This window comes from Pararhodobacter sp. CCB-MM2 (assembly GCF_001691415.1).
In the GTDB taxonomy this organism is placed as follows: domain Bacteria; phylum Pseudomonadota; class Alphaproteobacteria; order Rhodobacterales; family Rhodobacteraceae; genus Pararhodobacter.
In genome coordinates, this window is the sequence record NZ_LRRR01000014.1 from 77,897 (window position 1) to 91,072 (window position 13,176).

At 67.6% G+C, this 13,176-nt stretch carries 11 protein-coding genes and 1 tRNA gene; 4 read left to right on the top strand and 8 right to left on the bottom strand.

What is annotated here, in order from left to right:
* On the bottom strand, window positions 1-1,104 hold the full coding sequence (locus tag BCY78_RS14500; RefSeq protein WP_068303198.1) for a Hint domain-containing protein: 1,104 nt from the start codon (window positions 1,102-1,104) through the stop codon (window positions 1-3).
* 114 nt (window positions 1,105-1,218) lie between these two features.
* A complete protein-coding gene (locus BCY78_RS14505; protein WP_233499412.1) occupies window positions 1,219-3,360 on the bottom strand; it encodes a ComEC/Rec2 family competence protein in 2,142 nt (713 codons plus the stop codon).
* A 76-nt stretch (window positions 3,361-3,436) separates the two neighbouring features.
* Between BCY78_RS14505 and gltX the strand changes: the two genes are divergently transcribed.
* Together gltX and gltA are read left to right on the top strand one after the other, a co-directional pair.
* Complete coding sequence (gene gltX, locus BCY78_RS14510; protein WP_068303200.1) at window positions 3,437-4,849, top strand: glutamate--tRNA ligase; 1,413 nt, start codon at window positions 3,437-3,439, stop codon at window positions 4,847-4,849.
* A 65-nt stretch (window positions 4,850-4,914) separates the two neighbouring features.
* The gene (gltA, locus tag BCY78_RS14515) at window positions 4,915-6,210 is read left to right on the top strand and encodes a citrate synthase (RefSeq protein ID WP_068303203.1); all 1,296 of its coding nucleotides are present in this window, start codon (window positions 4,915-4,917) and stop codon (window positions 6,208-6,210) included.
* Between the two features lie 102 nt (window positions 6,211-6,312).
* Here gltA and BCY78_RS14520 read toward each other — a convergent pair whose 3' ends face one another.
* The 3 genes from BCY78_RS14520 to BCY78_RS14530 all read right to left on the bottom strand — a co-directional run bounded on the left by BCY78_RS14520 (window position 6,313) and on the right by BCY78_RS14530 (window position 8,780).
* On the bottom strand, window positions 6,313-7,365 hold the full coding sequence (locus BCY78_RS14520; RefSeq protein ID WP_083195048.1) for an alkane 1-monooxygenase: 1,053 nt from the start codon (window positions 7,363-7,365) through the stop codon (window positions 6,313-6,315).
* 209 nt (window positions 7,366-7,574) lie between these two features.
* Window positions 7,575-7,648: transfer RNA gene (locus BCY78_RS14525), tRNA-Cys, on the bottom strand.
* A gap of 106 nt (window positions 7,649-7,754) precedes the next feature.
* Complete coding sequence (locus BCY78_RS14530; RefSeq protein ID WP_068303204.1) at window positions 7,755-8,780, bottom strand: dipeptidase; 1,026 nt, start codon at window positions 8,778-8,780, stop codon at window positions 7,755-7,757.
* 150 nt (window positions 8,781-8,930) lie between these two features.
* On the opposite strand from BCY78_RS14530, the gene deoD reads away from it, so the two are divergent.
* Both deoD and BCY78_RS14540 read left to right on the top strand, forming a co-directional pair.
* On the top strand, window positions 8,931-9,635 hold the full coding sequence (gene deoD, locus BCY78_RS14535; protein ID WP_068303205.1) for a purine-nucleoside phosphorylase: 705 nt from the start codon (window positions 8,931-8,933) through the stop codon (window positions 9,633-9,635).
* A 133-nt stretch (window positions 9,636-9,768) separates the two neighbouring features.
* Window positions 9,769-10,599 carry an alpha/beta fold hydrolase gene (locus tag BCY78_RS14540; RefSeq protein WP_068303208.1) on the top strand — a complete coding sequence of 277 codons (831 nt, stop codon included), beginning with the start codon at window positions 9,769-9,771 and terminating at the stop codon, window positions 10,597-10,599.
* Here BCY78_RS14540 and BCY78_RS14545 read toward each other — a convergent pair.
* From BCY78_RS14545 to blaOXA, 3 genes are all read right to left on the bottom strand, one after another.
* A complete protein-coding gene (locus BCY78_RS14545; RefSeq protein WP_068303211.1) occupies window positions 10,596-11,432 on the bottom strand; it encodes a LysR family transcriptional regulator in 837 nt (278 codons plus the stop codon). The two genes, BCY78_RS14540 and BCY78_RS14545, sit on opposite strands and share 4 nt — an antisense overlap.
* Window positions 11,433-11,605: 173 nt before the next feature.
* A complete protein-coding gene (locus BCY78_RS14550; protein WP_068303214.1) occupies window positions 11,606-12,277 on the bottom strand; it encodes an SDR family NAD(P)-dependent oxidoreductase in 672 nt (223 codons plus the stop codon).
* 64 nt (window positions 12,278-12,341) lie between these two features.
* Window positions 12,342-13,136, bottom strand: a complete 795-nt coding sequence (blaOXA, locus tag BCY78_RS14555; RefSeq protein WP_068303217.1) for a class D beta-lactamase — start codon at window positions 13,134-13,136, stop codon at window positions 12,342-12,344.
* Window positions 13,137-13,176: the final 40 nt, after the last annotated feature.

Consider the following 13,176-nt stretch of genomic DNA (forward strand, 5'->3'; position numbering starts at 1 on the left):
TTAGGCCAATTCCGCCCGCAGGATCCCCGCCTCACCGCGCGAGAGGCAGCGCCGCGCCGGTTCGCCATAGCGGGCGGGCTCGCCGGCCAGCCCCGGCATCGCCCGCTCCAAGGAGCGCGCGTGCCATTGCAGCACCTGTGCATCGGCCAGACCGGGATGGAAGCTCTCGCACGGGACGCCATTGGCGCTGAGGATCTCGTGGCTCTCCAGCATCAGATGGATATAGCGCACCGAGCCGGGCGCATAATCCCGACGGATGCCGCGCCCGTCCTCCAGATCCTCGGCCGCGACCAGCACCTCGTCGGATTGCAGGCAACCCGGCGCGGGCAGCAGCAACCGGTGCGAGGGCGAGACCAGCAGATCCTCGTCCGGACGTCCGCCCGGCAAGGCCCCGGCAGCGATGCGGATCGGGCGCAGATGGGGGTGCAGGAACAGCTCGGCACCGGAGAGGCGCGTCTCGCCCTTCCAGACCAGCGGCTGCGCGCCGTTGTCGCGGGTGCTGAGGTCTTCGCCCGGACGCAGATCCTCGACCGCGCGCGGGCCGTCGGGTGTGGCGATCATCGTGCCCGGCAGGAAGCAGATCACCCCGGCCCGGCGCGGGGCCCGGGTTTCCAGCGTGACCTGCGCCACCCACAGCTCCACATCGGGCGGCGGCAGCATCGGCGCGAAGACCGCCAGCAGACGCGCGCCCAGCCGCACGATCCGCGCGGTATAGACCCGCCGGCCGTCGGTCAGGCTGAAGCTGTCGGGGATGGCGTCGCCGGTCGGCTCGAACGGATCTGCCTCAACCTCGGCGGGGTCGAGCGTTCCGGCCCGGGGTGCCTCGACATCGCTGGAGGCACCCCGGATCGGCACTCCGGATTCGGACGCGGCAAAGGCCAGGCGCTGCACGCGTTTGCGCGCACGAAGGCGGGTTTCGTCACGGCCCCTAGGCGCCTCGAGCCATAACGCGGCGACCCCGGCATCCAGCCGTTGTGCATCACCGCGCCATTGCCATGACATGCCGACCGACAAAAGATCAGGCGGCAACCCCCATTCCTCACCCGGCGCAGTCTGCGCCCATTCCACGGCATACACGCCGCTGAACCCGGATACACTGCTCATTGTTATGCCTGTTTGTTTCCGGGACGCTAACAAACGCGGAGTCGTGAGGCCAGTGCTACCTGCCGCCGAAACGGGCCGGCGCAACGCTTCGCTGCAAACTGTGGCACGCAGGACTCAGGGTGCAGTCCAGGGACGCAGGCCCGAGACGGCAGCGGCGGTCGTCACCGTCCCGTCAGGCGAGAACGCCAAGGCGCCGCTGTCCCGCAAGGCCCGCCGATCCAGCACGCGGCAGCCACCCTCTGGCGGTGCGTCAAGCCATTGATCGGTGACGATGGTCACGCCCTCGGCGCAATGCCCGGGCAAGGCCGCACGGCCCCGTCGCCCCGGCAAATGCCGCCACTCCGCCCCGGCAAAGACGAACCGCACGCCGCCCTCGACAGCCTGCATGCCGGCGCGCGCGGCGGCCTCGGACTGGCTGGCCGCATCGCCATCGGCCTCCAGCCAGTTGCGGGCGACGAAACCCGCCCCGCGGGGTTTGCTCAGCACCCGTCCCTCAGGGCCCATAAGGCCGACCAAGCCGCCCTCGCCTTCCACCAGCAAGGCGGGGCGCGTGGCCTGCGTCCAGCCCGACAGCGCCAAGACCATGAGCCCGACACCCGCCCATCGTGCGCGCCCCGGCCACAGGACCAGCCACAACGCCCCCAGCGACAGCATCGGCATGACCCAGCCGGGCGGGCCCGGGACCAGCCGGACCGCGCCCTCCAGCCCGCCCACCTCTGCGGCGACGAACAGGATCCAGCGCGTGCCCTGCGCCATCAGCCACAGCCCCACCCCCTCTAACCCGAGGGGCCAGAGCGCCGCCGCCAGAACCGCCGCCGGCATCACCAACGCGCCCATCAGCGGCACGGCCAGAAGGTTGGCGATCAGGCCGTACTCCGCCACCCGATGAAATTGCGCGGCGGCGAAGGGCGCAGTGGCCACCCCGGCGATCAGCGAGCAGAGCGCGGCCTCGGCCAAGGGACGCAGCCAACGCCGCCAGCCCTTGGGCCGCGACGCGCCCTTGGCCAGCCGCCAGTCGCGCAGCGCACGGAACACCGCGACCAAGGCGATGGTGGCGGCGAAGGACATGTGGAACCCGACCGAAAGCAGCGCCTCGGGCCGCCAGACCAGCAGGATCAGCGCCGCCAAGGCGACCGAGCGCATCGACAGCGCCCGCCGCTCCACCAGCACGGCGCCCAGCATGACGGCGGCCATGACGAAGGCGCGTTGCGTCGCGACATTGCCCCCCGACAGCGCGAGGTAAAAGCTCGCCGCCGCCAAGGCCCCCAGCGCGGCGATCTTGCGGATGGGCCAGCGCAGGGCCAAGAGCGGGATCAGCGCCAGAAACCCGCGCAAGGCGCCATAGACCACCCCGGTCAAAAGGCCCATGTGAAGCCCCGAGATCGCCAGCAGATGCGCAAGGTTCGAGCGCCGCAGATCCTCGGTCACCTGCAGGCTCACACCGGATCGGTCGCCGGTCAGGATCGCCGCGACGAAGCCGCCCGCGTCGCCGGGCAGACGCGCCCGGATCCCCTCGGCGATGCGTTGGCGCAGGCGGGTCAGGCTCAGCCCCCACCCCGGCGCGGGATCGTCCATGGCAAGAACCGGCGTCCGGGTATAGCCGATGCCGCCCAACTGCTCGAACCAGGCAAGGCGGCGGAAATCGAAGCCCCCCGGCTCGACCGGACCACTGGGCGGCCCGAGGTAGCCGGTCAGCATCACCGGCGTGCCGACCACCGGATCGACATCCAGATCGCCATGGATCGAAACCCGCACCGTCAACGGCACCCGATCCGGGTGAAGGCCGGGCAGATCCACCCTGTCCAGCGTCAGCCGGATCGCGTCCGAGACGGAGCGGTCGACCTCGATGATCCGGCCGGCGACGGGGCCATAGCGATGACGATCCAGCACCGGCGCGGCGACGTTGTGACTGCGCCAACCCGCCAGCATGACGCCCATCCCCATCAAGGCCAGCGCCATGATCAGGGGGCGCAGAGCCTCTGGCGCCCAACGTTGGCCGGCGGTCAGCGCCAAGACCGCGACCGCCAGCAGTGCGAAGACCAGTTTTGAGGGTTCCAGCGGCAAAGCGAAATAGGCACCGACGCCGAGGCCAAGCGCGACCGGCACGAAGGGGAACAACTGCCCGCGCGCGCCGGCGATGGCCGCCGACCAGCGGCCTGCGACAGCCGTCGGCGTCAGGCCACGCAGGCCGCCGCCCTCGGCCCGCGACGGGGCCGGAGAGGGAAGGTCGTCGAGGGGATCGGCCGGGCTCGACACTTGTTCTTGGCCCCGTCCTTGCCTAGAGCTTGCGCCAAACTTACCTCTCCCGTGGTTTCCGAAAGGTTAACTAAGAATGAACGCTACCTCCGGGATCGTCACCCGCTTCGCCCCCTCGCCGACCGGCTTCCTGCATATCGGCGGGGCGCGCACGGCTTTGTTCAACTGGCTCTACGCCCGCGGCCGGGGCGGCAAGTTCCTGCTGCGCATCGAGGACACCGACCGCGCCCGCTCGACGCCTGAGGCGACGGCAGCGATCCTGACCGGCCTTGAGTGGCTGGGGCTGGATTGGGACGGTGACGCCATCAGCCAGTTCGAGCGCGCCGACCGTCACGCCGAGGTCGCGCACGAGATGTTGGCCCGGGGTCACGCCTATAAATGCTTCGCCACGCAGGACGAGATCGAGGCCTTCCGCGAAGCCGCGCGAGCCGAGGGCAAATCGACCCTGTATCAGTCGCCCTGGCGCGATACCGATCCCGCGACCCATCCCGACGCGCCCTATGTCGTGCGCCTGAAAGCGCCGCGCGACGGCGAGACGGTGATCGAGGATCAGGTGCAGGGCCGCGTGGTGTTCCGCAATGATCAGCTCGATGACATGGTTTGTTTACGCTCTGACGGTACGCCCACCTATATGCTCGCCGTGGTGGTCGATGACCACGACATGGGCGTCACGCATGTGATCCGGGGGGACGACCACCTGAACAACGCTGCCCGCCAGACGCAGGTCTATCAGGCCATGGGTTGGGACGTGCCGGTCTTCGCCCATATCCCGCTGATTCATGGCGAGGACGGCAAGAAGCTGTCCAAGCGCCACGGCGCCCTCGGTGTCGAGGATTACCAGAAGATGGGCTACCCGGCGGCGTCTATTCGCAACTACTTGACCCGCCTTGGCTGGAGCCATGGCGACGACGAGTTCTTCTCGGATGCGCAGGCGCTGGAATGGTTCGACCTCGGCGGGATCGGCAAGGCCCCGGCCCGGCTGGACCTGAAGAAGCTGGACCACCTGACCGCCCAGCATTTCACCGCCATGGACGATGCCGCAGCGCTGCAAGAGCTGGAGGCGTTTCTGGCCGCGACCGAGGCTCCGGCCCTGACGCAGCGGCAACGCGACCATGTGCTGGCTGCCATGCCCCAGCTGAAGGAAAAGGCCCGGAACTTCGGCCAAATCCTTGAACGCGCTTACTTTGTTCTGACGGAACGGCCGATCGAGCCGGATGAAAAATCCGCGAAAGCCCTCGATCCGGTATCCCGTAGTATACTGAATGAATTGACGCCGCAGTTGCAAACTGCTAGCTGGGAACGTGAGAGTCTTGAAGCCATCGCCAGCGAACTTGCGGCACAACACGGCCTCGGCCTCGGCAAGATCGCCCAGCCTCTGCGGGCGGCTCTGGCCGGTCGGACCGTGTCTCCCAGTGTGTTCGACATGATGATGGTCCTGGGACGAGACGAGACCCTGGCGCGCGTCGCGGACGCTGCGAAGGGACACTGAACACCCTGCGGCCCGGGGGATTTCGGGCCGCGCAATACCGACACCTACGAGGAGCGAGGGACGCGATGGCTGAAACCAAGGGAAGTGCAAAACTTACGTTCGGCGACAAGACGATCGACTTGCCGATGCATTCGCCGACCGTCGGGCCCGACGTGCTCGACATCCGCAAGCTCTACGCGCAGGGCGATGTCTTCACCTACGACCCTGGCTTCACCTCGACGGCGGCGTGCTCTTCGACCATCACCTATATTGACGGCGACAAGGGCGAGCTTCTGTACCGGGGTTACCCGATCGAGCAGCTGGCGGACAAATCGCATCACCTCGAAGTCTGCTACCTGCTGCTGTACGGAGAGCTGCCCGACGCCAAGCAGATGGTCGATTTCGAGACCCGTGTGACCAAGCACACCATGGTCCACGAGCAGATGCACAACTTCTTCCGTGGCTTCCGCCGCGATGCCCACCCGATGGCGACCATGGTCGGCGTCGTGGGCGCGATGTCGGCCTTCTACCACGATTCGACCGACATCAACGATCCGTGGCAGCGTGAAGTCGCCGCGATCCGCATGGTCGCCAAGATCCCGACGATCGCCGCGATGGCCTATAAATACTCGATCGGCCAGCCCTTCGTGTATCCGAAGAACTCGCTCGATTACGCCGGCAACTTCCTGAACATGTGCTTCTCGGTCCCGGCCGAAGATTACGTGGTCGATCCGATCCTCGCCAAGGCGATGGACCGGATCATGATGCTGCACGCCGACCATGAGCAGAACGCTTCGACCTCGACCGTCCGTCTGGCCGGTTCGTCGGGCGCGAACCCCTTCGCCTGCATCGCCGCCGGCATCGCCTGCCTCTGGGGTCCGGCCCATGGCGGCGCCAACCAGGCTTGCCTGGAGATGCTGCGCGAAATCGGCACCGTGGATCGCATCCCCGAGTTCATCGCCCGCGCGAAGGACAAGAACGATCCGTTCCGCCTGATGGGCTTCGGTCACCGCGTCTACAAGAACTTCGACCCGCGGGCGAAGGTCATGAAGGAATCGGCGGACGAGGTTCTGGGCCTGCTCGGCATCAAGGACAACGAGACGCTTAAGGTCGCCAAGGAGCTGGAGCGCATCGCGCTGGAGGACGAATACTTCGTCTCCAAGAAGCTCTACCCGAACGTCGACTTCTACTCGGGCATCATTCTGGAAGCGATGGGCTTCCCGACCTCGATGTTCACCCCGATCTTCGCCCTGTCGCGTGCGGTGGGCTGGATCGCGCAGTGGAAAGAGATGATCGGCGACCCAGAGCAGAAGATCGGCCGTCCGCGCCAGCTCTACACCGGCGCGCCGCGTCGCGACTATGTCGAGGTCGAAGGCCGCTGAGCCTCGCTTCGCTGAGATTGGAAACGCCGCCCCCTCGGGCGGCGTTTTCGTATTGGGCGCCCGGCGTTACGCGCTCAGCCGCTTTTGCCGACTGAATCAAGGTCAAGCTTGTCGGCCTGTGTTCAACCGCGTCTCGTCCCCGTCGATGGCCTGCATCAGAATCGGATGAATGACGGCGTACCAAAGCGGCGGCACCAACATCAGCGCGAAGACCCCCGGATAGCCCGAGGGCAATTCGGGCGCGCCGTCCACATCCGACAGCGTCTGGAACGGTTTCTGCGCATTGGTGTGGTGATCCGAATGGCGCTGAAGGTTGAAGAACAGCAGGTTCGAGAAGAAGAAGCTCGAATTCCACGAATGCTCGGGTCGGCAGGGCTCTCTCCGGCCGTCGATCATCCGGCGGGCCAGCCCGTAATGTGCGGTGTAGTTCGCCATCGAGATGGTGAACCAGACCGAGGCACAGATCAGCGCATAGAAGGCCAGCGCGGCAGGGCCGAAGGCGGCAAGGATGGCCAGCGCCATAAGCCCCGTCACCAGCCAGCTTTGCAAGATCGTGTTCTGCAAATGCCAGAAGACCAGCCCCCGACGGGCCAGTCGCGCCCGCTCGGCCCGCAGAGCGCCCATCAGCACGCCGGGGATCTCTCGCATCGCGAAGCGGTACAGGCTTTCGCCGTAGCGGGCCGAGGCCGGATCACGCGGCGTTGCGACATGGACGTGATGCCCGCTGTTATGCTCGATGGAGAAGTGACCGTAGCCGATGAGGCCCAGTGCGACGCGGGCCATCCTGCGGTCCCGCAGCGACCGCGCGTGGCCCAGCTCGTGCCCGATCAGGACCAGAGGCGCGTGGATCAAACCAAGGCCCAAGCCGAACAAGACGGACTGGAGCGGCCCGAACACGCCCGACGACACGATCCAGCAGGCCAATAGCAGCGACAGCCCGAACAGGCCCGTCACAAGGAACAGCAAGCGCCGGTAATAGGGATCGTCTTCAAGGCCCATGACGATCTCAAGCGAGACGTTGCGATGATCACGACCGAAGACATGATCCAGCGCCGTACAAAGGCCGAACAACAGGAACAGTGGCGTCACGGCGACGGCCCAGCTCGGCGCCCCGAGGGTCAGGGCCGCGAGGCAGAGCGGAACCACCATCGGCATGGACAGACCCGCCGGCCAAAGCGCCCGCCTCGGGTCGACGTCATGGACACTGATACGCTTCGCAAACACCGCCGGGACACCTCAAGAAACAGCAGCGACAGGCTACCATGCCTCGCGCCGGTCTCAAAAGGATCGTTGTCGCAGGGGGTCTTTGCAGCCGGGCGCACGTATGCGGCCCGTCGAGCAACCAACTTTGTCTGGGAAGAAAGTGGAGGTGGGTACCGGAATCGAACCGGTCTTCACGGATTTGCAATCCGGTGCGTAACCTCTCCGCCAACCCACCGTTGCCCGAGGCTGGGGGTGATGTAGCGGCTTGGTCGCACAGGCGCAAGGGGGCAGATGCGGGTTGCGGGGCGAAGCCGGTCGAAAGCCGACCCCGCCCCATGCCGTCAGCTTCCCCATTGGCGGCGCAGGAAGGCCAGCCAATTGCCGTGACACAGCTTTTCCACCAGCGCATCACCAAAGCCGTGGTCGCGCATCGCCTGCACCAGCGCCGGCAGGTCGCCGCAATCGCTGATGCCCTCGGGCAGCGGCGCCCCGTCCATGTCCGACCCGAGGCCGACGTGATCCTCGCCCGCCCCCTCAATCATCGCGTCGAGCTGGCGCAGGCAATCGTCGATCGTCGCCCGGCCGGTGCTCCAACCGGTTTCGGACAGGAAGACCGTGGCGAAGTTCAGCCCCGCCATGCCCCCCGTCTCGCCCACCGCCTTCAGCTGAGCCGGCGTCAGATTGCGGGTGCATTGGCACAGATCCCAGGCGTTGGAATGCGTGGCCACCATCGGCAGGCCCATCTCGGCGATGTCCCAAAAACCCTTCATTGTCAGGTGGCTGGTATCGACGACGATGCCCAATTCCTTGCACCGGGCGATCAACTTGCGCCCCAGCTCGGTCAGCCCCGGGCCCGTGTCGCCATCGCGCCCATGGCCGAAGGGCACGCCATCCCCCCAGATCGTCGGGCGCGACCAGACCGGCCCCAATGAGCGCAGCCCGGCATGATAGAGCGCATCGAGGACGGTCAGCTCGGGATCGATGCATTCCGCCCCTTCCAGATGCAGGACGGCAGCGATCACGCCTTCGGCCATCGCGGCCTCGATCTCGGCAACCGTGGTGCACAGACGGATGAGACCGGCATCGGCGAGGCGGCGGGCAATGCCCAGTTCGGCGATCACCGGCTGCAGGGCCGGGCCCTGTTCCATCGGCGTCGACAGCGGCATGTTGCCACCGCGAAAGCCCCGGAAATCAAAGGCGGTACGGCGCTGGGGCGAGTAGAGCGCGAAAAGACCGCCGGCGAACCCGCCGCGTTTGGCCGCGTCGCGGTTGATATGGCCGGCCTCGCGGGTGAACCGGGCGACCGGATCCTCGCCCGAGCACCAAAGACGGCTGAGGGCATCGTTATGCCCGTCGAAAATCTGCATGGTCTGCTCCTGTTGGTCCCGCAAAGCTAGGCCGCCGGCCGCCTCGGGGAAAGGGGGCCGAAGAACCCCCGCAACCTGCCGCGACGCGACGGCTTTTGCGCGCGCGGGGAGGCTGCTATCCTCCGCCGCCTTGAAGAACAGGAGAGTTCCATGACCGTGCATATCGGCGCCAAGCCCGGCGACATCGCCCCCACCGTGCTGATGCCCGGCGATCCCTACCGTGCCCGTTGGGCGGCCGAGACCTTCCTCAAGGACGTGCGGCTGGTCAACGAGGTGCGCGGCATGCTGGGCTTCACCGGCACTTGGAACGGCCATCCGGTGACGATCCATGGGTCGGGCATGGGCATGCCCTCGCTGTCGATCTACGCCAACGAGCTGATCCGGGATTTCGGCGCCAAGACGCTGATCCGCGTGGGCTCGGCCGGGGGCATGCAGGGGCATGTGAAGATCCGCGACGTGGTGCTGGCGCAGGCGGCGACCTCGCTGTCGACCCCGTCGAAGGGCATCTTCCGCGAGCTAAACTTCGCGTCCTGTGGCGATTTCGGCCTGCTGGCCGCAGCGCACAAGGTCGCGCAAGAGAAGGGCATCACCACCCATGTCGGCAACATCTATTCCTCGGACGTGTTCTACGACGAGCGCCCCGATCTGAACGAGGTGATGACCCGTCACGGTGTCCTCTGCGTCGAGATGGAAGCGGCCGAGCTGTATAACGTCTGCGCCCGGCATGGCGCGCGGGCGCTGGCGGTGCTGACGATCTCGGACCATCTGGTGACGGGCGAGGCCCTGCCGTCGTCGGACCGTGAACGGTCGTTCGGCGACATGATCGAGATCGCGCTGGGTGCGGCGTTTGCTTGAGGAAAGTGGGGGCTCTGCCCCCGCCTTCGGCCTTGCCCGGCCCTTCGCTGTCGCTTCGGGCGTTCGGGCCTGAGGGCGCGCCACCGGCGCCCCCTCCGGGCGGCCCTCACCCCAAGATATTTCTGGAGCAAGGATGAGCGTGACGTCGGAAGAGTGGCAGATTGGGGCCGCAGGCGCCGAGTTGACGGGGCAACTACATGCCGTTGAAGCGCCGGAGATTGTCGTGTCGATCAATGGCGCGACCGGGGTGCCGTCACGTTTTTATCATGCCTTCGCAAGGTGGCTGGCCGAGGAGAAGCAGGCCGCCGTGCTGACCTGGGACTACCGGGATTTCGCGGGATCGGGCTCGCCCTATGGATCGGGTGCGACCATGACCGATTGGGCCACACGCGATCCGCTGTCGGTGCGGGCGGCGCTACGTGTGCGGTTTCCGAGCCTGCCGATCTGGGTAATCGGGCATTCCCTGGGCGGGATGGCGGTCGGGTTTCAGGACGACATTGCCTCGGTCGACCGTGTGATCACCGTGGCCTCGGGTCATGGGCATATCCGCGACCTGCCGATGCCCTTCCGGCGCCGCGCCCGCCTGCTGTGGCATGTGCTGGGACCTCTGTCGGTGCTGTTCCTCGACCACTTCCCCGCCAAGCGCTTCGGGTTGGGCGAGGATCTGCCCAAGGGCGTGTTCCGGCAATGGCGCGATTGGCTGTTGAGCGATGCCGCCCTGCCTGGCGACCGCCGTCTCGGTGGGTTACGCCAGCCGCCCTATGCCGGGGTCCTGACCACCGTGGCGCTGGCGGATGACGAGATGCTGCCGCCCGCCACCGTGCGCCGGATGGCCGCTTGGCATCCGGCCGCCACAATCGACTATCGGGAACTGACCCCTGCCGATTTCGGGTTGGAGCACCTGGGCCATATCCATGTCTTCAGCGCCCGGAATGCGGCGGTCTGGCCCGCGCTGATCGCCTAGAGCAGCGCCGCCAGCACTGTCGCGGCGGCTGAGCCTTCCGGCAGGTCCCGCAGCGGCCAGAGCGCCAGTGACACGCCGCTGTCGGCCGTCACGCCATAGGGATCGACCACCCGCCCCTGCCCCAGCGCCGCCTCGGCCAGCGGGCGGGCAATGACCAGCACGCCGGCGCCATTCGCGGCTTCCTCCAGCGCCAGCGCGGCCGAGCCATGCACCGGCCCGCGCGGCTGGAATCCGGCATGGCCCGCCGCCTTTGCCCAGACCTCCCAATCGCCCAGCGGCCCGGCCAGAACCAAGGCTTCGGCCGGGTCCAAGGCGGGCAGCTGCGCTTCGACCAGCCCCGGCGCGGCGACGGCGATCAGCGGCGCGGCGATCCCCTCCCCTTCCCGCGCGAACAAGGCCAGATCGGCGATCCCGCGTGCGGCTTCCGGGCCGTCGACTGGCACCGGCACCACCTGCAACCCGGCCCGCCTGAGGCGCGGAAGGCGCGGCGAGAGCCAGAGCTGCGCCAGATCCTGCGTGGTGGCGATCCGTACCAATCCCGGCGCGGCCTCGGTCTCCAGCCGCTGAACGGCGGCATCGATCTGGCGGAAGGCGCGGGTGAAGTCGGGCAGCACCCGGGCGCCCAGTTCGGTCAGGGCGACGCCTTTGTGGCGACGCTCGAACAGCTGAACGCCAAGGGCACTTTCCAAGGTTTTGAGATGCGCGGTCACGGCCCCTGGCGTCACGCCCAGTTCACGGGCGGCAGGGGTAAAGCCGCCCAGCCGTCCCGCTGCTTCGAAGGCTCGCAACGCGGTTAGCGGCGGCAGTTTCGGGCGCGGGGGCTGGACGGCCATTGCTCTATTTTTTCTTGCCTGAGTATTTCTTACCCTAATTTTTCTAAATCAAGCAAGTGGGAAAATGCGTTCGGCTCAGAAAATCTGAGCCGAGGCTTTGTGCCGTCGCGCGCCACGGAAAAACCCGCCTCCGGGGGCGGAGGCGGGTTGGGTCAGGGGTGCGAAAAGGGGGGTTACCAGCCGATGAGTTGGCGATTGCGGAAGAAGCCGCCGCTGGGCCCATCATCGGGCAGCATCGCCAGCCAGACCGGGGTATCGGCGCCTTCCTCGGGGCTGAGGGTGGCCCCCGCGCCGCCCATGCGGGTCTGCACCCAGCCCGGGCAGCAGGCGTTGATCTTCACGCCGTCCGGCAGATCCCGGGCCAAGGCGCGTGTCAGGGCGTTGAGGGCGGCTTTGGCGACCCCATAGGCGCCCGGCCCTTCCAGCCCCTCGGCATGCGCGCCCCAGCCGGACGAGATGTTCACCACCCGCCCCCAGCCGGTCTCGCGCCACCGCGCTGCATTGAGGCGGATCAGGTCGAGAGGTGCGGTGACCATCACCTCCATCGCCTCGTCAAAGTCGGAGGCCGGCGACAGCAACGAGGCCTCGCCCAGCACCCCCGCATTGTTGACGAGGATGTCGAAGCCCTGCGCCTCCATGACCGCGGCGAAATAGGTCTCAGGGTCCTGCAAGTCGATCCGCGCGAACGAGGCCCCGAGAGCCTCGGCCGCGGCCTGCCCAGCGCAGGTATCCCGCGCGCCGATGGTGACATGGCAGCCTCGGGCGATCAGCCCCTCGGCGATGGCACGGCCGAGGCCGCGATTGCCCCCGGTCACGAGGGCGGTGGGATGCAAAGGTCTGGTCATGCGGTCGAGGTAGCGCGGAAGCGGGCGCGGGGAAAGGGTGTTGGCCTCGTCCCGTGTGCAGGCGTTACAGGCGGGCGGCCAGTGCCGGCCAGGCGTCGAACAGCGCATCGCGGCTGCGCAGGCCCGGCGAGGTGGCGTGGCGCGTCTCATCCTGCGCCAGCCGCACGACGATCACGCGCCGCCCGTCCCGCTCGGCCCAGCCGACATACCATCCCCACCCGCGCGCGCGATCAAAGCTGCGATCCGCCAAGCGCGGATAGGCCCCGCCGGTCTTGCCATGCATCACCCAGCCCGCGACCTCGTGCCGGGGTGTCAGCGCCTCGGCCGCGGTCATCGCCGCTTCGCTGACAGGCAGCGCGCGGGTCAGCCAGCGATGCAGGAAATCCGCCTGCTGCCGCCCGCTGATCCGCAGGGACGATGAGATCCAGGCGCGTTCGAGCCCGTTGTCAAACCCCGCATCGCCTGAGACATCGGCATTGCCATAGCCCAGCGATTGCACCGCCTCGGCAAATTGGCGGGGCCCCAAAGCGCGGGTGAGCCGCTGCGAATACCAGACGACCGAGTCCCGCAGCCAGCTCTCCGGGGTGACGATGCCGGTCCAGGCCGCACCGCCCCAATCGGGCTCTCCGGGTTGCCACTCCATAGCGGGTTGGTCGCGGTCCTGCAGCAGGCCTTGGTCGAAGCCGATCAGCGCCAGCGCCAGTTTGAAGGTCGAGGCCGGGGTGACCGCGCGGTCGCAATCGCCGTCTTCGATCAAGGCCGCGCCGGTCTCGGCGTCTGTGACGAGGAGGCAGATCAACGCGGCCTGCGCCGGCAGGGCCGGGAGCAGCAAGGCGAGGCAGACAAGGAGGATACGCATGAGCCCTTGTGCCAAGACCCGTCCGCCGGCGGAACCCCGT